16 protein-coding genes and 8 tRNA genes are annotated in these 22,841 nt (G+C 53.4%); 2 read left to right on the top strand and 22 right to left on the bottom strand.

What is annotated here, in order from left to right:
• Window positions 1-12: 12 nt before the first annotated feature.
• The 4 genes from ACSHSR_RS09150 to ACSHSR_RS09135 form a co-directional block, all read right to left on the bottom strand.
• Window positions 13-468, bottom strand: a complete 456-nt coding sequence (locus ACSHSR_RS09150; RefSeq protein WP_479631436.1) for a hypothetical protein — start codon at window positions 466-468, stop codon at window positions 13-15.
• Entirely contained in the window at window positions 465-860 is a 396-nt protein-coding gene (locus ACSHSR_RS09145; RefSeq protein WP_479631435.1) for a hypothetical protein, read from the bottom strand. Before ACSHSR_RS09145 ends, ACSHSR_RS09150 begins: the two co-directional genes overlap by 4 nt.
• On the bottom strand, window positions 853-1,500 hold the full coding sequence (locus tag ACSHSR_RS09140) for a ParA family protein (protein ID WP_479631434.1): 648 nt from the start codon (window positions 1,498-1,500) through the stop codon (window positions 853-855). The genes ACSHSR_RS09145 and ACSHSR_RS09140 overlap by 8 nt, the downstream gene beginning before the upstream one ends.
• 666 nt (window positions 1,501-2,166) lie before the next feature.
• Window positions 2,167-5,391, bottom strand: coding sequence for a S41 family peptidase (locus ACSHSR_RS09135; RefSeq protein WP_479631433.1), 3,225 nt, complete (start codon window positions 5,389-5,391; stop codon window positions 2,167-2,169).
• A 330-nt stretch (window positions 5,392-5,721) separates the two neighbouring features.
• On the opposite strand from ACSHSR_RS09135, the gene ACSHSR_RS09130 reads away from it, so the two are divergent.
• A complete protein-coding gene (locus tag ACSHSR_RS09130) occupies window positions 5,722-6,498 on the top strand; it encodes a phosphatase PAP2 family protein (RefSeq protein ID WP_159353103.1) in 777 nt (258 codons plus the stop codon).
• Window positions 6,499-6,568: 70 nt separating this feature from the next.
• Here ACSHSR_RS09130 and ACSHSR_RS09125 read toward each other — a convergent pair whose 3' ends face one another.
• Window positions 6,569-9,997, bottom strand: coding sequence for a hybrid sensor histidine kinase/response regulator (locus ACSHSR_RS09125; protein ID WP_044734646.1), 3,429 nt, complete (start codon window positions 9,995-9,997; stop codon window positions 6,569-6,571).
• A gap of 320 nt (window positions 9,998-10,317) precedes the next feature.
• On the opposite strand from ACSHSR_RS09125, the gene acs reads away from it, so the two are divergent.
• Window positions 10,318-12,270, top strand: coding sequence for an acetate--CoA ligase (gene acs, locus ACSHSR_RS09120; RefSeq protein WP_044734647.1), 1,953 nt, complete (start codon window positions 10,318-10,320; stop codon window positions 12,268-12,270).
• A 449-nt stretch (window positions 12,271-12,719) separates the two neighbouring features.
• Here acs and ACSHSR_RS09115 read toward each other — a convergent pair whose 3' ends face one another.
• The 17 genes from ACSHSR_RS09115 to ACSHSR_RS09035 all read right to left on the bottom strand — a co-directional run bounded on the left by ACSHSR_RS09115 (window position 12,720) and on the right by ACSHSR_RS09035 (window position 22,502).
• A complete protein-coding gene (locus ACSHSR_RS09115; RefSeq protein WP_101096795.1) occupies window positions 12,720-13,889 on the bottom strand; it encodes a DcaP family trimeric outer membrane transporter in 1,170 nt (389 codons plus the stop codon).
• A 225-nt stretch (window positions 13,890-14,114) separates the two neighbouring features.
• Window positions 14,115-14,190: transfer RNA gene (locus tag ACSHSR_RS09110), tRNA-Lys, on the bottom strand.
• A 19-nt stretch (window positions 14,191-14,209) separates the two neighbouring features.
• A tRNA-Lys gene (locus tag ACSHSR_RS09105) sits at window positions 14,210-14,285 on the bottom strand.
• A 28-nt stretch (window positions 14,286-14,313) separates the two neighbouring features.
• Window positions 14,314-14,389: transfer RNA gene (locus tag ACSHSR_RS09100), tRNA-Lys, on the bottom strand.
• A 35-nt stretch (window positions 14,390-14,424) separates the two neighbouring features.
• Window positions 14,425-14,500, bottom strand: a tRNA-Lys gene (locus tag ACSHSR_RS09095).
• 28 nt (window positions 14,501-14,528) lie between these two features.
• A tRNA-Lys gene (locus ACSHSR_RS09090) sits at window positions 14,529-14,604 on the bottom strand.
• Window positions 14,605-14,641: 37 nt separating this feature from the next.
• Window positions 14,642-14,717 (bottom strand) — tRNA-Lys (locus ACSHSR_RS09085).
• Window positions 14,718-14,752: 35 nt separating this feature from the next.
• Window positions 14,753-14,828: transfer RNA gene (locus tag ACSHSR_RS09080), tRNA-Lys, on the bottom strand.
• Window positions 14,829-14,854: 26 nt separating this feature from the next.
• Window positions 14,855-14,930 (bottom strand) — tRNA-Lys (locus ACSHSR_RS09075).
• Between the two features lie 137 nt (window positions 14,931-15,067).
• Window positions 15,068-15,796, bottom strand: coding sequence for a tol-pal system protein YbgF (ybgF, locus tag ACSHSR_RS09070; protein WP_025011957.1), 729 nt, complete (start codon window positions 15,794-15,796; stop codon window positions 15,068-15,070).
• Window positions 15,797-15,822: 26 nt separating this feature from the next.
• Window positions 15,823-16,362, bottom strand: coding sequence for a peptidoglycan-associated lipoprotein Pal (gene pal / locus ACSHSR_RS09065; RefSeq protein ID WP_025889363.1), 540 nt, complete (start codon window positions 16,360-16,362; stop codon window positions 15,823-15,825).
• 24 nt (window positions 16,363-16,386) lie between these two features.
• The gene (tolB, locus tag ACSHSR_RS09060; RefSeq protein WP_025011956.1) at window positions 16,387-17,712 is read right to left on the bottom strand and encodes a Tol-Pal system beta propeller repeat protein TolB; all 1,326 of its coding nucleotides are present in this window, start codon (window positions 17,710-17,712) and stop codon (window positions 16,387-16,389) included.
• A gap of 9 nt (window positions 17,713-17,721) precedes the next feature.
• The gene (gene tolA, locus ACSHSR_RS09055) at window positions 17,722-18,681 is read right to left on the bottom strand and encodes a cell envelope integrity protein TolA (RefSeq protein ID WP_144128441.1); all 960 of its coding nucleotides are present in this window, start codon (window positions 18,679-18,681) and stop codon (window positions 17,722-17,724) included.
• Complete coding sequence (tolR, locus tag ACSHSR_RS09050; protein ID WP_025011954.1) at window positions 18,682-19,119, bottom strand: protein TolR; 438 nt, start codon at window positions 19,117-19,119, stop codon at window positions 18,682-18,684.
• Complete coding sequence (tolQ, locus tag ACSHSR_RS09045; protein WP_025011953.1) at window positions 19,116-19,805, bottom strand: protein TolQ; 690 nt, start codon at window positions 19,803-19,805, stop codon at window positions 19,116-19,118. Before tolQ ends, tolR begins: the two co-directional genes overlap by 4 nt.
• On the bottom strand, window positions 19,795-20,196 hold the full coding sequence (ybgC, locus tag ACSHSR_RS09040; protein ID WP_025011952.1) for a tol-pal system-associated acyl-CoA thioesterase: 402 nt from the start codon (window positions 20,194-20,196) through the stop codon (window positions 19,795-19,797). Before ybgC ends, tolQ begins: the two co-directional genes overlap by 11 nt.
• A 128-nt stretch (window positions 20,197-20,324) precedes the next feature.
• Window positions 20,325-22,502, bottom strand: a complete 2,178-nt coding sequence (locus tag ACSHSR_RS09035; protein WP_144128442.1) for a prolyl oligopeptidase family serine peptidase — start codon at window positions 22,500-22,502, stop codon at window positions 20,325-20,327.
• Window positions 22,503-22,841 lie beyond the last annotated feature (339 nt).

Genomic DNA, 22,841 nt, shown 5'->3' with positions numbered 1-22,841 from the left:
TGTTAGGCACTTTTAATCGATATCCATTCTTATATCATCGTTAAGATAACGAAGTTCAGGTACCGAGTTACAAGCATCTATATATGCTTGGCTATTTTCAAATATGTCACTCAATTGTAAAAGATGAACTTCTACATCCCCAATGGATTGCTGACCATAAAGTCTCTCAATAAATGTATCTTTGAAACCGATGCCAGAGAGCATAATACTCACATCAGCATTGTGATAATCAATATCAGAATAATATTCCCTTGCATCAGAACGGTCCAATTGAGTGCTGCGTAACTTTGATTGAAAATGGATAAAGCGGCCATTTCCATCTTCAAAAGACCCATCAATGCCATCATCAGCGCCTCTAGGCCCTGGGTTAAGGCCTAAATGGTAAGATATTCTTTGTCCAATTTTTTGCTTGTTATTATTGCTATTTTGCAAGATTGCCGATACTAAAAAATATGTTTCTCTAGTCATTCATCCGCCTTAAGCAATATAGAGTGAAGCTCGTCAATGGATTTGGATATGATGGCTGTGGCAAATTCTAAATCCAGTTCAGCACTCCTTACCTTCCCTTCGAGGCGCTGAGAGTTCTTAAATGTAGGGGAAAACTTAATGTCCTTATCACCATCTTTTATCAAGATATCCTTTGAAAAACCATCAAAACCTAAAGTTTTATATAGATAAGTCAAAGCACTATTCAAGGTGGTATTAGTATCCCACTCCATATAGCTCTTTATTTCCTTTATTTTGTCTAATGTTTTAGTTTTTACTTTAAGTTTTAGGATGCCATCCTTACTATTTTTTTGATTTTTATCATGGCCAGCCAATAAAGAATTAGTATATTTTTCTTGATTATTTTCAGTCATGGCTAACAATCTCCTCTAAAATTCCTTTGATACTGTAGAGCTCTTCATAAATATTCCATATGAGATTGCAGTCCCTCATGGCATTATCAAACTCTTCCCTTAGATAAGGTAAAGAGTAGTTTATATATAGATCGTTGGGGATGCGATGAAACCGCTCTACAGCACTATTAACATCGTGAGTTGAGCCCATTTGCACAACTTTTACCAGTGCCGGGTAGCTGAACCTACCTTCAATCTGTGAAATTAGACTAAGCACTTCTTCTAGATGGCTTAGTGATAAGAATTGTGAATCTATAGGTATGATTATCACATCTGGAGATATCTCCATAATAATCTGCAACGCATTTTGAATACGTGTATCTATGTCAACTATTACATGGTCATACTCAGAATATGAAGCTGTCGTAGATAGACTGTTTCTGGACGGATTCCACAGAACATCAACATCCAAATCACCAGTAACAATTTCCATTTCATGATTTGGTCTTCTGCCAGTATAAAACCTGAAGGAATCACCTTGACTATCACAGTCAACCAGAAGGCATTTGTCTAAATCATCCTCTGAGAGAATACCTGTGATATGTGTTGCCAGTGTTGTTTTACCAACACCTCCTTTATGCTGAGCGATTACTATTCTCATGGTACCTCAATGTATGTAAGTGATTGCTATGGTGTTGTGCTTAACAGCTGTACAGTGCGCATGCGCGTTTTAGTCATCGGAGGAGTGTAAACGCGCATCGCTATCTCTTTGTATTAGTTAAATATAATAGAGTTTAGCCCGAATATCCCTTGCAGCAAAACGCGCATGCGCGGTTTCCAAACCTATTATCTACCAAAATGGTTTTATATCTTTATGAATTTTAAGTTATTTTTTGTGATATTGCAGAAATAACGCGCAAAATCATTTCCAAATTTCTGGGTACTATCTTAATTCGATGAGCAAGCGTCCTACAAAAGCTGAGTAATCCTCATAGCTACCGCACGGGCGCGAATGTTTTTCGTCCCTGAATTCCGCTGAAAACGGAAAAAATGCTACAGCTTCCGGCCTTGAGCTTAAGTAAAGACTAAAGATAAGCACCTGAATTAGTTACACAATACCCAGTCCCGTTTGTTAAGACAATTAGCCAAAGGTCAAGTTTTTGACAAAAGCCATAAAAGTCTGTCTTGGTTATTTTTTGCAAAATAATTGGCTGAGTTTTGATGGTTTTCCAACAAAAAGCGCCGCTTGCCTGTAAGACTAAGGCAAGCGGCGCAAGTTATTAGGTTAGTTTCCCCTGAGCTATTTCATCCTAGCCATGTCACAGGGCTATTTCACCTGAGGCACCCGTACAGGATCTGCGGGCTGTGGCAGCTTCACCGGCGCGGCAGATTTCAGCTCATCCAAGGCAATGGTGATGGCCTTTTCCAGCTGAGGATCTACGCCTTTGGCTGTGTCTTTGGTCCACTGCTCAACTTCCACATCCGGGGCCACACCTTCGTTCTCGACCCGCCACTGGCCGTCGATACTGAAGAAACCGCTGCGCGGCGCCGTGATATGGCCGCCATCCATCAGGGAAGGAACGCCCCAGATGCCAACCAGGCCACCCCAGGTGCGTTTACCCACCAGCTTGCCCACTTGGTAATAGCGGAACATATAAGGGAGCATGTCGCCGCCCGAGCCGGAGACTTCGTTGATCAACATTACCTTGGGCCCCCAGATACCGCTGCCCGGGCTGGTCATGGGGTGATCGCCGGCCATCTGGTTATTGAAGTAGCCATTACGCTCGCGGCGCAGCACATCTATGATGTACTCGGCAATGTAACCGCCGTGGTTGAAGCGTTCATCTATGATCACTCCCTGGCGCTGATTCTGGGCGAAGAAGTAGCGGTTGAAATAGCTGAAGCCGTTCTCACCCGTGTCCGGAACCCAGACATAGGCCAATTTGCCGCCGGAAGCTTCATCCACCCGCTTGCGGTTATCCTCGACCCAGGCGTTACGTCTCAATGCCTGTTCGCTGGCCGTTGGCACCACAGTCACCTCAAAGGCTTTTTTGTCGCTGCCATCCGGGCTAATGCTAAGACGGGTCTGTTTACCGAGAGTCCCCTGGAAGGCCTGATAGAAGTTGGCCTTGTTATCCAGCGGCTTGCCGTTGACTGCCAGCAGATACTGGCCCGCCTTGACCTGGGGGTAGAGGGCCAGCGGCGCACTGCCTTGGTCCGCCGGATACCAGTTTTCGCCGCGATAGATGCGGCTGAAGCGGTAGCCCTTGTCGGTCGCCTCAACATCGGCGCCGAGCAGACCGGTGCGGTTGTCGGCAATTTCCGGCAGATCGCCATCATTGGTAAAGGAGTGGCCCACAGAGGTTTCGGCGCCCATGTTATCGAGCAGATAGGTCATGTCGGCGCCGTGGCGCACATGGGCGACCAGTGGCTGGAACTCCTTGTATACCGCGTCCCAATCGGCGCCGTGCAGATTACTGACATAGAAGTAATCGCGCTGGAAACGCCAGGCTTCGCGGAAGATTTGCTGCCATTCGGCCTTGGGATCGATACGAGCCGTCAGCTTGACGTTAAGCGTCTTGGCATCGTCCCCCATGGGCGCGGCGCCGGCAAATTGCTGCCAGTTGTCGCCGATTTTCACCAGCAGGCTCTCGCCGTCGTGGCTCAGATGATACTCATCGACATCACCGGCCAGGGTATCGGCCTTACGCTCCTCAGTGCTGTACTTGCGAAGCTCTGTGGTTTCATCCAAATCCTGCATATAGAACAGCTCACCTGGCTTACCGGCACTCAGGCTGTGGATTTTACCGCTCTCACCCAGAGGCAGCACCCGCTGCGCTATACCGTTGAGATCGATTCGCACCGCAGGTGGTGCATCTGAGCCTTTGGACTCCTCTTCAGTACCGCTGCCCTCTTCCTCGTCGCTTCTTGGCAGCATGGGCGCCTCGGTGCGAGTATTGAGCAGCATGGTATAAAGGCCGTAAGTCGGGGTGAAGGCAACAGAGGTCATATCCAACCAGGCGGCGTGAGGGCCGTAGTCGGTACTGGCGGCAAAATAAAGTTTGTCGCCGGCGCTGTCCCACACTGGGTAACGCACATCGGCCATGCCCTGGGTAATTCTGTTACTCTGATTATTGCGGGTATCGAACAGGTAGAGACTGCGGAAGAAGCTGTCATCCTGCTTGCTGTAAGCCAGATAACGGCTGTCAGGCGACCAGCTGGGGGCCATTTCCCAGTCGGGGTTCACTACCGGCTGGCTGTCGATAACCTGCGCCTTGCCCTTGGACAAGTCTGCCAGCCAGAGTTGCTGGCGCTGATCGCTGAACACCAGCTGTTTATCATCGGGCGACCAGATAAGCCCGCTATAGAAGCCCTTTTCGGCCAGTTTGATCTCTTGCTGCGGCTTGCCGAGTTGATCGGCTATCACCAGTCGATATTCGCCGCTCTTGTCGGAGAACCAGGCCAACTGTTTGCCGCCGTTGGACCAGGCGGCGCCTACTTCGCGGCTGTCTGAGCTTTCAGTAAGATTACGGGCATCGCCGTGCTCCACGGGCACAGTAAATACATCGCCGCGGGCCACAAACAAGGCGCGCTTACCGGTAGGCGAAATGGCCGCCGACTCTATCTGCTTTTCGACCTCTTCAAAGCGTGGCCGCACCCAGGGGAAATCGGCATGCAGGCTGATGGCCAGTGCTTCGCTCTTGTCGTTGGAATTGGTATTAGCCAGCGACTTTTTCACCAGCTCACCGCGGTATTCGTATACCAGAGTGTCGTTATCCAGGGTAAAGCCTTTGACATCGGCATCCTGGTAATGGGTCACCTGCTCCGGCTCGCCGCCCTTGACCGCGACCCGAAAGATATTGGTGACCTGGGAGCGGTTGGAGAGGAAATAGATATAGTCGCCGTGCCACTGGGGCTCGAGATCCTGAGTGTTGTCCCAGGGCAGATCTTTTTCCTCCAGGCTATCGAGCGAAATTAACCTGAGCGGCTGATTCTGGCCGCCGCGGTAGTTACGCCAGCCAGGGTCCCAAAGACCGGCGCGGCGGTAAACCAGCTGCTTGCCATCGGCAGAGAAACTGCCGTCAAAGGCGCGGTTCATGGGTAAAGGCTTGGGATTGCCGCCCTCGATGGACAGGGTAAACAGCTGCTGCCAGCCTCTCGGGGCATTGGCCCTGCCGGAGCGCAGCAATACCGACTTGCTGTCCGGGCTCCAGCCCACCAGCTGATCCACATCCGGGTGGAAGGTCAGGCGTTTGGGCTCGCCACCGGCAATCGGCAGCAGGTAGATATCCTGATTGCCCTCATAGTCGCCGGTAAAGGCCACCCACTTGCCGTCGGGCGACAGCTTGGGTTGCATCTCCTGCCCCTGGAAACTGGTGAGGCGCACCGCCTCGCCGCCCTTGAGCGACACTTTCCAGATATCCTTGGCGTAGGAAAACACCAGAGTATCACCGCGAAGATCCGGCTCCCGCAGGAGTTTGGCCTCGGCAGCCAGCAAATTGGGGCTGCCTAGCGCAAGGGCCGTCAGCCAAAAGAGTTTATTGAGCTTCATTCCTGTTCCTTGTATTTGAATACCAGCAAACCTGTGGGGATCCCCCGCCAAAACCGCAACTTAACCAGCGCCATAGCAGAGCTACCCCTGTAACATAACCAGTGGTAAAAAAATACGCAAAAAAGGTTTTGTTTCAACTCATTGCAATACGCCATTCCGGGCAATTGAGACAAAAACCCCCGACCTTAAGCAGACCTTAATCTGAGCCGGCCAGAATAATGCCTATCCACCAGCCGGGCCATGAATTCAACGCCCACTTTTTCAGGCTTTTTATTTCGCAGATCTCAGCTGCGACTCTGTCTCAACTCGCACTATGTCACAGGAATCACAATGCCCATTGCAAGCCACCCGCTGAGTTTTCAACACTGGTTCAAACATCATCTGCTGTTGCCGTTATCGGTAGGGCTTGGCGTGCTTATCTTGCTGCACATCACTAATGCCGACCTGCTGCTGGCACAGTGGATGTTGGCATTTGAGGGCACCGACACAGCCTGGCCCTGGCGCCATGCCTTTGTTGCAGACAAACTGCTGCACACAGGAGGACGGGATCTGGTGGTGCTGGCGGCAGTTGTGTTGCTGTCGACCCTGGTTTTAAGCAGTTTCAAAGCCTCAATGAAGCGCTGGCGCCGGCCCTTGCTGATGCTGTTTATAAGCGCCCTGGCAACCGTGCTTTTGGTGCGTATCGGCAAGAGCATGACCAATGTTGCCTGCCCCTGGGATCTCAGTTTATTTGGTGGCCAGCAGCCTTATCTGCCCTTCCCCATGAGCCTGAGCGTTGACACTGAATTGGGCCAGTGTTTCCCCGGCGGCCACTCCAGCGGCGCCTTTGCCTGGGTGGGACTTTATTATCTGGCGTTGGTCTTGAAGCCGAAATGGCGCTTTAAGTTACTCGGCGCGGTATTGCTGATAGGCGCCGTGTTCAGTCTGTGTCAGGAGTTTCGCGGCGCCCACTTTTTATCCCACGATATCGCCAGCGCCCTTATCGGTTGGACCATGGCGACCTTGAGCTACGGCCTGGCTTATCGCCCTTGGCGAGCGGCCGGATACGCCGGGGTTCTGGCGCAAGCACAGACACTGACGCAGACACAGACAGAAGTCACCCGCTAAAATACAGGGCCTGATCTATCGCCGATAAATCAGGCCCTGTTTCCAAAGGCTATTTCACTGAGCTTTTAAATTACGCCTTCTTCACCAGGCTGGAGATCAAGGCCCTGAGCGCCGCCGGTTTAATCATCTTGGCCATATAGTGGTAACCGCGGCGCTCGACATCCTCCACCAGATCCTTACGGGTATTGGCGGTGATCAAAATGCCGGGCAGATGTTGCCCATACAGCGCCCTGAGCTCATCCATGGCATCGACGCCGTTTTGGCCCTTATCCAGATGATAATCCGCCAGCATGATATCCGGCGCCACCCCTTTGAGTCCCAGCTTGATCCTGGCATCACTCAGATCCCGGGCGCAGATCACCTCGCACTGCCAGCGGCTCAACAGGCTTTCGAGCCCGGCGAGGATAGCCTCTTCGTTGTCGATACACAGCACCTTGACCCCGGCGAGCGGCTGCAACACAGAAGAGATGGCCTTGGGTTGCGGCACGCTGACAGTGGCCCCAAGCGGCACCCGAATGGCAAATACAGAGCCCTTGCCCTGTACCGAAGATACACGGATATCATGCTCCAGCACCTTGCTTATTCTGTCGGCTATCGCCAGCCCAAGCCCCAGGCCGTTGACGCTGTTGGAATGGGGGTTATCCAGGCGCTTGAACTCGTGAAATATCTCCCTAAGCTGCCCGGCTTCAATGCCGCAGCCGGTATCCAGCACCTGCACCTCAAGCTCACTGCCGCGGCGACGACAGCCCATCAGCACCCGCCCGCCCTTGGCATAGCGATAGGCGTTGGTGAGAAAGTTCTGCAGCACCCGCCGCAGCAGTGAAGGGTCTGAATTGACCGTCAGGCTGCAGGGCATCATGGCAAAGCGGATCTGGCAGTCTTTGGCCATGGCCTCAAACTCCACCGCCAGGGCGTTGAGCACTTCGGAGATGGCAAAGTCGCGCCGTTTTACCTCCACCATGCCGGAATCCAGCTTGGAGATATCCAAAAGATCGGTCAGCAGTTCACCGGCGGTTTTCAGTGAGCTGTTGACATGGGAGAGGGTCAGTCGCCCTTCCCTGTCCAGCCCGGGATACTGACTCAAAGAGGCGGTAAACAGCCTGGCCGCATTGAGCGGCTGCATTAAGTCATGCCCCACCGCCGCCAGAAAACGGCTCTTGGAAGCGTTGGCCATCTCCTCCTGGGCCTTGGCTTCGAGCAGCTTGCTGTTGAGCAGCGCCAGCTCATAGGTGCGCTCCTTGACTCTGGCCTCCAGGGTTTCGTTGACCTGCTCCAGCGCCTGTTGCTGCTCACGATATTGGGTAATGTCGGTAAAGGTCATCACAAAACCGCCGTCCGGCATGGGATTGCCTTGAATCTTGATCACCTTGCCATCGCGCCTGCGCCGCTCTGAGCTGTGGGCGGTGCCGTTACGCATATGCTGTACCCGGCGCTCGACATGCTCATTCACATCCCCCGGGCCGCAGTAGCCGCGGGAGGCATTGAAACGTATCACCTCGCTGATGGGCATTCCCGGTTGCAGGAAATCCTCCGGATAGTCGTAAAGCTCTACATAGCGGTAGTTCCAGGCCACCAGGTTGAGATCTTTGTCCACCACGCTCATACCCTCGTAGGCGTGTTCTATGGCGGCGCGCAGCATGTCCTGACTGAGAATAATCTTCGATGAGGCCTCATCCACCAGGCTGAAGACTTCATCGAGGGCCAGATCCCGCCCCTGCAACACTGAGTCCATCACCAAAGAGGCGCTGGAAGCCCCCAGCACCCCGGCCAGCATGTGCTCGGTATGGGCAATAAGCTCGGGTGATGCGGTCTTGTGCCAGCTGTCGCTGCGCACCGCATCGGCAGAAAAGCGCGAGAAACTCTCATAGGCCCGGGTCGGGCTGACAAAGCGGCTAGCCAGGATAAGCAAGTCCTGCTGACTGATGGGGCCTGTCTTGCGATTGCCTGTGTTTTTGAGTTCACCCGGGGTGACAAAGGCGCTGGCCTGAATACGCTCCACCAAGCCGGCGCGCAGCCAGATAGAGCCGCCGATATAGCCAATCAGGTTGGCGCCGAGTGCCAACAGGGTATCGTTGACATTGGGCTTAAGCGCCTTTAACAGTTCAAATTGACCTGCCAGCACGCCTTCCCAGGCGCCCGAGCCCTTGAGCAGCAAAAAGCCCCATAGACCAAAGCCCGCCGCCATGCCGAGAAACACCCCGGCGCGATTGCCATGTTTCCAGTAGAGCCCGCCCACCAAGGCCGGTGCCAACTGGGCAAAGGCGCCGAAAGACAGCATGCCCAGGTTGGACAGGGAATCACTGCTCTCAAAGCTCAGGTAACTGAAATACCCGAAAGCCAGGATCAGCGCGATGGAGAGACGTCTGGCATAGAGCAGTTGCTGGGAAAACTGGCTGAAGTTCTTGCGACGGATCTGCCCGGTACGCAAGAGTACCGGCACCAGCCACTCGTTGCTTATCATCACACTGATGGTCACCACAGCCACTATCACCATACCGGTGGCGGCCGAGAGGGTTCCCAGCAGCGCCACTATCGCCAGCCAAGGTGCGTCCAGCGCCAGCGGCAGATTGATCACATAGGTATCGGCAGAGACACTGTCGCCGAGCAGCACCTTGCCCGCCAGTGCCAGCGGCCCGACAAACAAGCCGAACAGGCCGATATAGAGAGGGAACAACCAGCGCGCCTTGGACAGTGTCTGCTCGCCTTCTGCCTCGACCACCATTACGTGGAACTGGCGCGGCATACAGAGAAAAGCCGCCATGCCGACTATCAGCTCGGGCATCAGCGCTTCGAGCCTTAGATTGGGATTGACTATTACGCCCTTGGCGCTGGCCTGGCTCCAGAGGTCGCCAAAGCCGCCGAATACCCCGAAGACCACTATGCCGCCCACCAACACAAAGGCGGCCAGTTTCACCAAGGATTCAAAGGCGATAGCCAGCATCATCCCCGGGTTATGCTCGGTGGCATCCAGTTTGCGGGTGCCGAAGAGGATGGCAAAGATGGCCAGCAGCACGGCGATGATAAGCGCGACTTTGGCGCCATCGAGCGGATCATCCGGGCTTTGGAACAGGCTTAGGCTGAATACCATGGCTTTCAGCTGCAGCGCGATATAGGGCATGATGCCGAACAGGGCAATGAGAGTGATGATCACCGCCAGCGGCTGCGACTTGCCGTAGCGGGCGGCGATAAAGTCGGCCACCGAGGTGATATTTTGCGCCTTGGACACCACCACCATTTTGCGCAGCATGCCAAAGCCCAGGGTAAAAATGATGATGGGGCCGATAAAGATATGCAGATAGGACCAAAAGTCATTGGCCGACTGGCCAACCGTGCCGAGAAAACTCCAGGAAGAGCAATACACCGCCAGGCTGAGGGCGTAGATCCATTTCTGCAACCTGCGGGTGACACCACTGAACCAACGCTCCGCGCCCCAGGCAAGCAGAAACAGCAAACAAACATAACAGACGGCGATCACCGCCACAAAAAGGGTCAGATTCATAGGGTTCTCTTTATTGTCGCCGTATCCGTCGGCGACTGTTGTTATCCCGGCTAGATTACACCAGCCAATGGCTTTGATGAACCGCTGCCTTGGCCTGCGTTCATGTTCCCTTACTTTGCAGAGGCAGAAACCCGGCGTTTTCAGGCGGCTTTCAATGCTAAAAAACGGCGCCGGCTCAAGCACTTCAAGCTGTTCGTTTTAAACGCAATAACCGGTTAATAAATAACATTTTTTCAGAACTAGACCAATGTCTAATAGAGACGGCACCGGCAAGCATCCCATACTTTGGCTCACGCATGACAAAAACAAAGGGAAGCCAAATGAGCACTCAGTCTCTTTATAAAGTGCCCGCAGCAATTGCGGCCAATGCACTGGTAAATGATGAAAAATATAAGAAAATGTACCAGGAGTCCGTGGTTAACCCCGAAGGTTTCTGGCGTGAACATGGAAAACGTATCGACTGGATCAAGCCCTATACCAAGGTCAAGAAAACCTCATTTGACGATCACAACCTGTCCATCAACTGGTTCTACGACGGCACACTGAACGCCTCGGCCAACTGCCTCGACCGCCATCTGGAAAAACTCGGCGACCAAACCGCCATCATCTGGGAAGGCGATGATGCCAAAGATCAACGCACCCTGAGCTACAGCCAGCTGCACACAGAAGTGTGCAAATTTGCCAACGCCCTCAAGAGCCAGGGCGTGCGCCGCGGTGACGTGGTCACCATGTATATGCCCATGGTGCCGGAAGCCGCCATCGCCATGCTGGCCTGCGCCCGCATCGGCGCCGTGCATTCCGTGGTATTCGGTGGTTTTTCCCCGGATTCCATCGCTTCACGTATCATAGATGGCCGCTCCAAGGTAATTTTGACCGCAGACGAAGGTCTGCGTGGTGGCCGGGCCATCCCACTCAAGCGCAATATCGACGAGGCGCTGGCCCATCCGGATGTCACCACGGTTGAGAAGGTGATAGTGCTCAAACGCACCGGCAATGATATCAACTGGGTCGATGGTCGTGATGTCTGGTGGGAATCGCTGACCGAAACCGCTTCCGAGCATTGCGAAGTGGAAGAGATGGGCGCCGAGGATCCCTTGTTCCTGCTCTACACCTCAGGCTCTACCGGTAACCCCAAGGGTGTACTGCACACCACGGGCGGCTACATGGTGTACGCCTCCATGACCCACGAATATGTGTTCGACTACAAGCAGGGCGAAGTCTACTGGTGCACCGCAGATGTGGGCTGGATCACCGGCCACAGCTATATGATTTACGGCCCGCTGGCCAATGGCGCCACAGTGCTTATTCACGAAGGTGTGCCCAACTACCCAAGCCCTGCCCGCCTGGGCGAGATGATTGACCGCCATCAGGTCAACATACTCTACACGGCCCCCACGCTTATCCGCGCCCTGATGGCCGAAGGCAAGGAGCAGTTTGACCAGTTTGACGGCAGCTCGCTGCGGATCATGGGCTCTGTGGGCGAACCCATCAACCCTGAGGCCTGGCGCTGGTATCACGAGGTCATAGGTCATGAGCATTGCCCGATTGTCGATACCTGGTGGCAAACCGAAACCGGCGGCATTCTTATCAGTCCGCTGCCCGGTGCCACGGATACCAAGCCAGGCTCGGCCACCCGTCCCTTCTTCGGGGTGCAACCTGCGCTGGTAGACAACATGGGCAATATTCTGGAAGGCGCTACCGAGGGCAACCTGGTGATGCTGGATTCCTGGCCGGGACAGATGCGCACGGTTTACGGTGATCATGAACGCTTTGCCCTGACCTACTTCAAAACCTTCCGCGGCATGTATTTCACCGGTGACGGTGCCCGCCGTGACGAAGACGGCTACTACTGGATCACAGGTCGGGTCGATGACGTGATTAACGTCTCCGGTCATCGTCTGGGTACCGCCGAGATTGAAAGCGCACTGGTGGCGCACGATCTGGTGGCCGAGGCTGCGGTTGTGGGTTACCCCCATGACATCAAGGGCCAGGGGATCTACGCCTATGTCACGCTGACCAAGGGCATAGAAGCCACCGAAGAGCTGAGACAACAGCTGAGACAATGGGTGCGCAAAGAGATTGGCGCCCTGGCGACCCCTGATCTTATCCAGTTTGCCGGTGGTCTGCCCAAGACCCGCTCCGGCAAGATCATGCGCCGCTTCCTGCGCAAGATTGCCGCCAACGAGATAACCAACCTTGGAGATGCATCAACTCTGGCCGACCCAGCCGTGATTGATACTCTGATTGAGTCGCGACTCAACCGTACAGAGTAAAAGCTTACTTCCTCCTATTGCCCCTCCTGGAGGGGCATTTTTTTACTTTCAGCTTGCCCCAGAATCGGCTTAAACGGGTTACCGACGTAAGCCGCTCATACATTTCAGGTACCTCTCCAGTTGACCCCGAAGCATTAACATGTGAAGAATGACTTCTCAAATGTTATCAATGGCATGAATAGCGAATTAGTGTTTGGCAAGCTCAGCGCAACGATAACCAACATAATGGGCCATTGCCTGCTTCTGGCGTTGATGAACCTCTATGACCGGAATTTGCAATGAAGGGGAACCATGTCATTCATTACAGCCCCTAAACCTTTGAGGCAGATTTCACAATTGCCTGATATTTAGGGCCAGAGTAAAAAAGCAAGCCACCCTGAGGTGGCTTGGCTAAGAGTATAAATAGGGAGTCACAAGTAGGGAGTCACAGCTCCCGGTCGCAACAAGGGTTAGAGCACGTATTTGGCCGAGAAGGTGACCCGGTTAAGCTCACCATCTGTGCCATTTTCCCGTTCGTTCTTGGCATACATATACTCTACCCCAAAGGTCAGTGCCTTCACCGGCGAGTAAAGCAGATTGATATAACCTGAATAGGATTCCTTATTGGCGCTGCCTCCGGTCAGAGACACATCGTTATCGGCGCTGAAAGCAGACAAGGTAAAGCTTGAGCGCCACTGCTCGTTCCACCAATGACGATAAGACACAAAGCCTGAGTAGGATTCTATCGCCTGCAGGTCGTTGTTGTTGTCCAGTACCGCGCCATTGGCAAAGTTCAGCGCCACATAGCGGCCCAGGCCTTCGCCATAGGTGGCGGTGAAACGGATATCATCACGGCCCACAGGAATGATCCCGGCCACGCTGGCGCCATAGCCGAGCTCAGTGCTGTCTATATCCTGATTGGCGATACGGGTCTCAAGCTCGAGCTGCCTCAGCATCCCCATCACAGAGAAACTGGCGCCGCCAGAGGTCTTGAAGTTATAACGGGCGATAAGATCCGGCATCACCCCATTGCCACTGGTGATCCGGCTGCCACCGCCATAGGGAGTAATGGTAGTTTCCGGGTTTTCAATGGCGATTTGAAAGCCACCATTGCTGTATCTCAGCTGCGCCTGACGGGCAAAGGGAGTCCCTTCGGTGGCACCCACAAAATCAAGGTTTTCTGGCAGTGCCCCCGGGTTCATAAAGGTGGTCCAGGTCTGGCCTATGGTCCAGTTGTCATAGCTGATAAAGGCGTGACGAATGCGCGGTGAATAGCTGTTGGATACCCGCTCATCACCATCGGTATGAGTCATGAAGTCCAGCTCAATAAAGCCGGTGAGAGTGTGGCCGTCGAGATCTGTTACCGTCTTGAAGTTAAAACGGGTTTCCCGCGCCTGGAAGTCGGTCACCTGATTGCCGTTGCCATCTACCCCATAGATGGCGCCGGGCACATAGAACTGGCGTGAGACGTTGTTGGAGTCGGGCGCGCCATTACTGTAATCGCTGAACATGATATCGGCCTTGAGATAGCCGCCAAACTGCACGTCAGTCTTTTCCAATACCGATGCCTGAGCCGTCCCCAAACCACCCAGAGCCAGAAGGGTTGCAGCGCATACCCCGGTGAGTCTTGCTTGTTTCATCTTGGATTGTCTCCTTGTTGTTATGCCAACCCATCCGGCAAAAAACACAACTGCCAAGACAGATTGAGAAAGCAAGAAGCACTATCCGATGTTTAACAGAATTGAAACATTGGCAATAGGTCTATGAGACAAAAGTAGAAAAGTATTGGCTAAATTAGCTTGGATATTGCGAATCGACTGAAGCTGGATATTGGCGAGCTTGGCGTTTTCAAGCGGAGTTCTGGATGGTGGGTCGTGAAGGATTCGAACCTTCGACCAATTGGTTAAAAGCCAACTGCTCTACCGACTGAGCTAACGACCCATACAGATTGAGCATTCAGTGGTGGGTCGTGAAGGATTCGAACCTTCGACCAATTGGTTAAAAGCCAACTGCTCTACCGACTGAGCTAACGACCCACTGAATGTTTTGGTCTATCTTTCCTGATGGTGGGTCGTGAAGGATTCGAACCTTCGACCAATTGGTTAAAAGCCAACTGCTCTACCGACTGAGCTAACGACCCGCAGGAAGATCTACCTTTTGCAGCACGCTGAGAAATGGTGGGTCGTGAAGGATTCGAACCTTCGACCAATTGGTTAAAAGCCAACTGCTCTACCGACTGAGCTAACGACCCATCTGGGTGTCACCTATTCTCAGGCAAATGGTGGGTCGTGAAGGATTCGAACCTTCGACCAATTGGTTAAAAGCCAACTGCTCTACCGACTGAGCTAACGACCCACGGATATACTGCCAGATTGTTTGATTTGGATTGCGATGGTGGGTCGTGAAGGATTCGAACCTTCGACCAATTGGTTAAAAGCCAACTGCTCTACCGACTGAGCTAACGACCCGACATTGACTGCCGAGGCAGACCGCAATAAATCAGTGGTGGGTCGTGAAGGATTCGAACCTTCGACCAATTGGTTAAAAGCCAACTGCTCTACCGACTGAGCTAACGACCCACTAAAAGGTTTACGAAACATGAAGTTGGTGGGTCGTGAAGGATTCGAACCTTCGACCAATTGGTTAAAAGCCAACTGCTCTACCGACTGAGCTAACGACCCATTCAAGTTTCGCCTCAGCAGGCCATGCCGTGCTGAGGGCGCCTATAATACCGCTTTGTGATTCTCATGCAAGTGTAAATTCCCGATTTTTTGTTGTTTGCATGAAAAACAAACTGGGCGGATGTTTTTTAGTTAAATCATGGTTTAATTGCCGCCAATTGCTGCTGTGCAATCCTTGCTGCAGCGCTGTTTGCGTACTGTTTCACCACTTGCTGATAGTAGTTCTTTGCTGCCGTTTTATCGCCTGTTTTTTCGGCAATCAGCCCAAGTTTAACCAGACTGTCGGCCCGCTTACCCGATTCTTTGAAGTTATCGACCACATTGGCAAAAGCGGTTTTGGCTTCGGCAAATTCATTCTTATTATAGAGCAGTTGCCCGAGCCAATAGTTGGCGTTATCGGCGAAGCCCGAATTGGGGTACTGCTTGATAAAGTCACGAAATGCCGGAATTGCTGCGTCGTACTGGCGCTCTTTCAGTACCAGATCGACCGCCCTTTGATAGCTGTCGGTCTCGGACAAAGACGAACTGGCCACCACATTGGATGGGGTTTGGCTGACGGCGGGCGCCGCAGGCTTGCTTTGCAGGTTGGCGATTTCGTCATAGAGCTGGCGCTGACGCTGCAACATCTGGTTTATCTGATAGTTCTGTTGTTCGGTCAGGCCTCTGAGTTCCAGCACCTCCTGCTGCAGAGTATCCATTCTGCGCATGGTCTCAAACTCGGCTTGCTGACGAGCCTTGATGATCCGCTCAAGGCGGGCGATGCGATCCTCACTGGAACCGCCGCCAATGTCTTCAACGGGCGCTGGGGCCGCATAAGCGACCCCAGTTCCCAGAAGCATGGCCGTGATGATAACGGCTTTCTTCATTCTTCAATGTCCCTCTAATGCCGGGATCAGTACACCAGCACAGCGCGACGGTTCTTGGCAAAACCTTCGTCTGTGTGGCTCATATCCAGAGGCTTCTCTTCACCATAGCTGACAATGCTCATCTGGCTTGGCAGTACCCCCATACCCTGCAGGTACTTGGCTACAGCCTTGGCGCGGCGCTCACCCAGAGCTATGTTGTACTCCGGAGTACCACGCTCGTCGGCGTGGCCTTCGATCAACACGCGTACGTTAGGATGTTCAACCAGATAAGTACCGTGGGCTTCCAGAATTTCAGCAAATTCTGTCTGCACTTCACTGCGGTCAAAATCAAAGTAGATGATGTGTTCTTTACGCAGTTCCTGGAACTTGAGGCGCTGCTGCTCTTCCGGGCTCAAAACCGGATTGGCGCCACCGATTTCCACGCCGCCGGCACCGTTGCCGTACTCGCTACCGGAAGTTGTCGAACCGCTGGCGTCCGTTTCTGATTCTGAAGTTGAGCTACAGGCACCCAGAGCCAGTAATGGCGCAGCGATTACGATTGCCTTAAACAACTTGTTGAGATCCATCATGTTATCCTTCTGAAATATAAGTTATAGAAACGGTGACCAAGCGGGTGATTTCACCTCGCCCTGCCCCACTGGCAACCGCGCCTTGAAACGGCCATCAACAGATACCGCTGCCAGCACCTGCTTGCCGTTATAGGTGGTGCCATAAATCACCATGGTGCCGTTAGGGGCAACGCTGGGTGATTCATCGAGCCGGGTTGAGGTCAACACCTGCATAAAACGCGTCTGCAGATCCATACGGGCAATATTGTATTTGCCGTTGGTTCTGTTGACGAAAATCATACTGCGGCCATCAGGGGTCACAGTCCCCCCCAGGTTCCACTCGCCTTCGAATGTCAGGCGGGTCACCTTGCCTGAGGCCAACTCTACCTGATATAGCTGGGGCCTGCCACCCCGCTCGGAGGTGAACAGCAGCGACTTGCCATCGGGGAACCAAGTAGCTTCGGTATCAATGGCATAGTGATTGGTGATCCGCTTGAGCGCGCCCGTGGCTATCTCTACTACGTAGACCTCAGGTTGACCGTCACGGGACAGAGTCACCGCCAGCTTGCTGCCATCGGGCGAGAAGCTTGGCGAGCCGTTGATACCGGGGAAGCTGGTAACCTTGGTACGGCTTTGGCTATAGATATCCTGGACAAATACTTCGGCCTTTTTGTTTTCGAAACTGACGTAGGCCAGCTTGCGCCCGTCCGGAGACCAGGCAGGAGACATCAAAGGCTCAGGCGAGCGCAGCAGCATTTGTTCATTGTAGCCGTCGTAGTCGGCAATCATCAGGCGGTAGGGATTCTTCTCCTGGTGATTAACCACCACATAGGCGATACGAGTCAAAAAGGCGCCGCGGATCCCGGTCAGCTTCTCGTAGACTATGTCGCTGATCCTGTGACCATACTGGCGGAACTGTGCTTCGCTGATAACGGTTTCACGGCTATCCAGCAGCAGCTCGCTGCGGGACTGAGGGCCACCGGACTGCATCTGCGCCTTCACCAAGTCCACCAAATCAAAGCTCACCAGATACTTACCGGCGCCATAGGGTTTCACATAACCCATCACCACGGCTTCGGCAGAGACATTTTTCCAGGCGGCGGCATTGAACTCGTCCATCTTGCTGATGGCGCGCTGACCCAATGACAATTCATCCAGTGGCTTGAAGGTACCGCTGCGGGTCAAATCGGACATCACCACATCCGAAATCGACTCTGGGGCCGGCCCGGCGCCCTGCCAGACAAATGGCACCACGGCGATGGGACGCGCGGCGTCCACCCCTTCGGTGATCACTATATCCAGTGCCGCCTTTGCCGGTAGCACCAGCACAGCCAGCAAACAGATAAGACTCTTGGCAATTCGTTTCATGGGGCTCCCTTAGTTGAATTCCGGTCTGACTTGTAAATTAATCTCTTTCATCAGCTGATACACATCAGGCTCCTGGGAAACCGGCAAACGCCCGGCCTTGTTGATGGCGGCCTTGGCGGCGCGACATACCACAGGATCCCCTTCGATGATCTGGCTGTTGGTGACAAAGCCGTCTTTGGCCAGACGCACCTTGACCTTACAGACTTTACCCCGCATAGACTCATCCACCACCAGATTGCGCTGAATAGTGGCGGTGATCATCGCCCGGTAACGGTCGACTTCACTCATGACCTGACGATTACGGGTAGCAGACAAGGCGGCTTGCTCGGCGGCCAGCGCATCGGCCAACTCCTGCTCCTGGCGGCGACGGGCCTCTTCCTCGGCCTTGCGTTTACGCTCGGCTTCCTCTTTGGCCTTACGCTCAGCTTCTTTGCGTTTTCGCTCCTCTTCCGCTTTTTTAGCGGCGGCTTCCTCGGCCTTGCGTTTCTGCTCTGCCTTGAGAGCCGCCTCTTCGGCTTCCTTACGCTGTTGCTCCTTGGCCTTACGCTCGGCCTCGGCTTTCTGGGCCTTTTCTTTCTCCTGCTGCTCTTTCAGCTTGGCAGCCTTGGCAGCATCGGCAGCCTTCTGGGTCTCCAGCTCTTTTTGCTTGCGCTCGACCTCCAGCTTGCGGATCCGTTCCTGCTCCTGCTCACGGGCCTTTTTGGCTTCATTGGCCTTGCGATCCAGTTCCTGCTGCCGCTCGCGCTCACGGCGCTCGGCGGCGGCCTTGTCCTGTTTCAGCTTCTGGACATAGTCATCCACTTTCTGCTGATCGACCACCACTGCCTGCACAGGCGCAGACGGAGCCTGTGGTGTCGGCAATTTGGGTTTGTCCTGAAAGTCCACGCCCATGGCCAGAATTGCAATAACCCCGATATGCAGCACAGCTGAGATGATAAAGGGGACAGTAAAATCAGATTTCCCAGCCACTTACTTCTCCTCTGGCGAATCTGTCATCAAACCGACAGAAGGCACGCCGGCATTTTGCAGCGACACCATCAGTTGGATTACCCGCTCGTAGGGAATGGCGCGATCGCCCTTGACCACCACGGGGCGATCCGGCTCCATCTTGATGATGGCGCTAACCCGGGTGCTGATCTCTTCCAGATCCAGCACCTCATTATTGGGTGAGCCACCCAAGTCGAGAAAATACTCACCCTCGGCATTGATGGAGGCCACCACAGGCGGCTTGCTGTCGGCGGGCAGCGGCTCGGCCTTACCCTGAGGCAAGTCCACTTTCACCCCTTGAGTCACAATCGGCGCCGTCACCATAAAGATGATCAGCAGCACCAACATCACGTCGATATAGGGCACCACATTGATTTCAGCGACGGGGCGACGACGCTTGCGCTGATATCCCTGCATCATACGGCTTCCTTATCGCTGTATGCCTGACGATGCAATATGCCCGAGAACTCTTCCATAAAGTTGGCGTAGGAAGACTCGACCTTTTCCACCTGAGTGGAGAATCTGTTATAGGCGATAACCGCAGGAATCGCGGCGAACAGGCCCATGGCGGTAGCGATAAGCGCTTCGGCAATACCCGGTGCCACCATGGCCAGAGTGGCATTTTCAACCGCGCCCAAGGCGATAAAGGAGTTCATGATCCCCCAAACTGTACCAAACAGGCCGATATAGGGACTGGTGGAGCCTATGGTTGCCAAGAGTGGCAGATGGGTTTCCAGCTTATCCAACTCTTTGGAGAGGGAGATCCGCATGGCGCGATAGCTGCCATCCATAATGGCTTCTGGCACCCGGCCGTTCAGTTTCGACAGGCGGGCGTATTCCTTAAAGCCGGATACGAACATGGACTCAAGCCCTGAGTTACTTTCCTGGCGCGCCGACAGCTCCTGGTACAAACGATTGAGATCCACACCGGACCAAAACTTCTCTTCGAAGCGTTCGGCATTTTGCCTGGCCGCTTTCAGGAGTTTGCGCCTCTGGATTATCACAGCCCAGGACGCGATAGACAGAGACAATAAGGTGAGCATCACCAGTTTTACCAACAGACTGGCCTGCATGAACAATCCAATAAACGAAATCTCAGCTTCCACCTTTTTTAAACTCCTGCAATATGTGTTGGGGAATGGCCAATGGCCGCATGCGCTCGAGCGAAATACAGGCAACCAGAATACTGGCTGCGCAATAACACTCACCCTCGGCATCTACCAGGCGCTGTTCAAACACCAAAGATGCCCGCTTCACTTCTGAGACACGGGTTTCCACCCAAAGGTTCTGCTCAAATCGCGCCGCCTTGCAGAAATCCAGCTCGGCGTGGCGTACCACAAAGGCGATATCCTGCTGCAACAGGGCGGTTTGGCTCACCGACATAGACCTGAGCCACTCACTTCGGGCTCTTTCAAAAAATTTCAAATAGTTGGAATGGTAAACCACCCCACCCGCGTCTGTGTCTTCATAATAGACAGTGATAGGCCAACGAAACATGCTTCCACTTGCTTTTAATGCGCCAAAAGTGAGGCCTACTATACCTTATCCACAATCCGCTTGTGAATGGCGGAAAAAGCAAAGGGGCCCGCAGGCCCCAGTTTATTTTTTCAAGGCTTAACTTAAGCTTAACCGTCGATTTTGCTCGGCAGGGTCAAGCCAAAGTTGTGCCACAGGAAGGTGAAGATATCCGCCGCTTCATCTATCTTCATCGCCGTGGGTTTACCGGCGCCGTGACCGGCATTGGACTCGATACGCATGATAACCGGCTGATCCCCCTGCTGCTTGGCCTGCATCATGGCGGCAAACTTGAAGCTGTGCAGCGGCACCACCCTGTCGTCATGATCGGCTGTCATCACCATGGTCGCAGGATAAGCCTGAGACTTGACGTTGTGATATGGCGAGTAAGCCAGCAACGCCGGGAACTGCTCGGCATTGTCGGCACTGCCGTATTCACTGGTCCAGGCCCAGCCTATGGTGAACTTGTGGAATCTGAGCATATCCAGTACCCCTACGGCGGGCAACACTGCGGCAAACAGATCCGGTCTTTGGGTTACGGCGGCCCCCATCAACAAACCACCGTTACTGCGGCCATAGGCGCCAAGCTTGCTCTTGTTGGTATAGCCTTGGTCCAGCAGGTATTCGGCAGCGGCAAAATAGTCGTCAAACACATTTTGCTTCTTGTCGAACATACCGGCCTGGTGCCAGCTCTCACCATATTCGGCGCCGCCACGCAGGCTGGGCACAGCATAGATGCCGCCCATATCCAACCAGGCGATATTGGCCGGGCTGAATCTTGGGGTCATGGAGATGGCAAAACCACCATAGGCGTACAGGAGTGTCGGGTTGGTGCCGTCTTTCTTCAGCCCTTTCTTGTAAGACAGCATCATGGGCACCTTGGTACCGTCCTTGCTGGTGTAGAACACCTGCTCGGATACATAATCATCCGGATTGAAGGCGATTTTAGGGCTCTGGTACAGCTCGGACTCACCTGTCTTGAAGTCAAACTTATAGGTGGTCTGCGGCTGCACATAACTGTTGAAGGTGTAATAGAAGTAGTCTTTGCTGCGCTTGCCGTATGGACCGGCAATCTTGCCTTTGCCCGGCAGAGTCACGTCCTGGCGTTTGACGCCGCCCATGGAGTAGATGGACAGCTGTCCCAGCACATCATGCAGTGAGCTCACCACCAGATGATCATTGATGATACCGACACTGGCGATAGGATCCTTTGTCTCAGGGATCACTGTCTTCCAGTCTTTTTTGGCCGGGCGGCGCAAATCTATGGCAATCACTTTGCCGTTGGGGGCATCGAGATCTGTCTTGAAATAGAACACTGACTTGTCGTTGCCGATAAAGCTGTACTCGGCTTCCAACTCGGAAATCAGCTCGACCACTTCCGCTTTTGGATCTTTGAGTGACTTATAGAAGAAGCGGTTGCGGCTGTCGGTCCCTTGAGAGATGGACAGCAGCAGATAGTCACCGTCTTCAGAAACACCGATACCAAAGCCCCAGTCCTTGTTTTGTGGCCTTTCATAAACCAGCTTGTCCTGGCTCTGATCTGTGCCCAGCTTATGGTAGTAAACCTTTTGGTTGAAGTTGACATCGGCCATCTTGTCTCCGCCGGCCGGGGCATCATAGCGGGCATAGAATACGCCTTCGTTGGCATGATCCCACACGGCAGAGGAGAACTTGATCCACTCCAGTTTGTCGCTGAGCAGTTTGCCGCTGGCAATATCCATAAACTGCCACTGTTGCCAGTCGGAGCCGGACTCGGAGACACCATAGGCCAGCACCTTGCCATCGTCACTCACTGACACGCCGGACAGGGCAACTGTGCCATTGTCAGAGAAAGCGTTGGGATCCAGCAACACCTTCTCATTCCCCTGCTTGTCTCTGACATAAAGCACTGACTGGGCCTGCAGGCCGTCGTTGCGGTAATAGAAGGTATTGTCACCCTTTTCAAAGGGGGCGGAGATTTTTTCGTAGTTCCACAGGGTGGTGATCCTGTCGACTACCGCCTGCTTGTTGGGGATAGCCGACAGATATTCCTGTCCAAAAGCTTGCTGAGCCTTGACCCAGGCTTCGGTTTCCGGAGTGCTTTCTTCCAGGTGGCGATAAGGATCGGCAACCTGAACACCGTGAATGTTTTCAACCAGCACTTCGGCGCGGGTCGCCGGATACTGGGACTTAACGGCAGCCAGCGAGCTCTGGCCATTTGGGGTATCTGTGCTCTGGCAGGCGCCGAGCGCCAGGCTCAAGCCTACAGCCAACAGCATAGGGCGAGCCAATTTTGTAGTTATTGTCATGGAAACTTCCTGTCCGACTAAATAAAGAGGCGTACAGCGGCGTTTTAGCAAAAAATGCAAACGCAGCGACTTGCAAAGTACTATACAAGCAAAAAAAACCGACACAATCGTCAAATGACAATCTGTGCAAGGATTGAACAATGACAAATGTTAATAAAACGGCAACAAGGATTAATTATATAAATTGCAGATTTATGCACCCACATTGAGTAAAGAAGCGAAACACGGGCTATAAGTGCATTTACGTGACCTGCATCACCTTTGTGACATTAGTTTTACTTATCTCATGACGTAGTTTTTCTCGCTTGTTGCTGACACATTCTGTCACTAAAATATGCC

It is taken from the genome of Shewanella sp. VK101 (genome assembly GCF_056497865.1).
The sequence above is the reverse complement of the archived record's forward strand: the minus strand, read 5'-3'. Positions and strand labels throughout refer to the sequence as shown.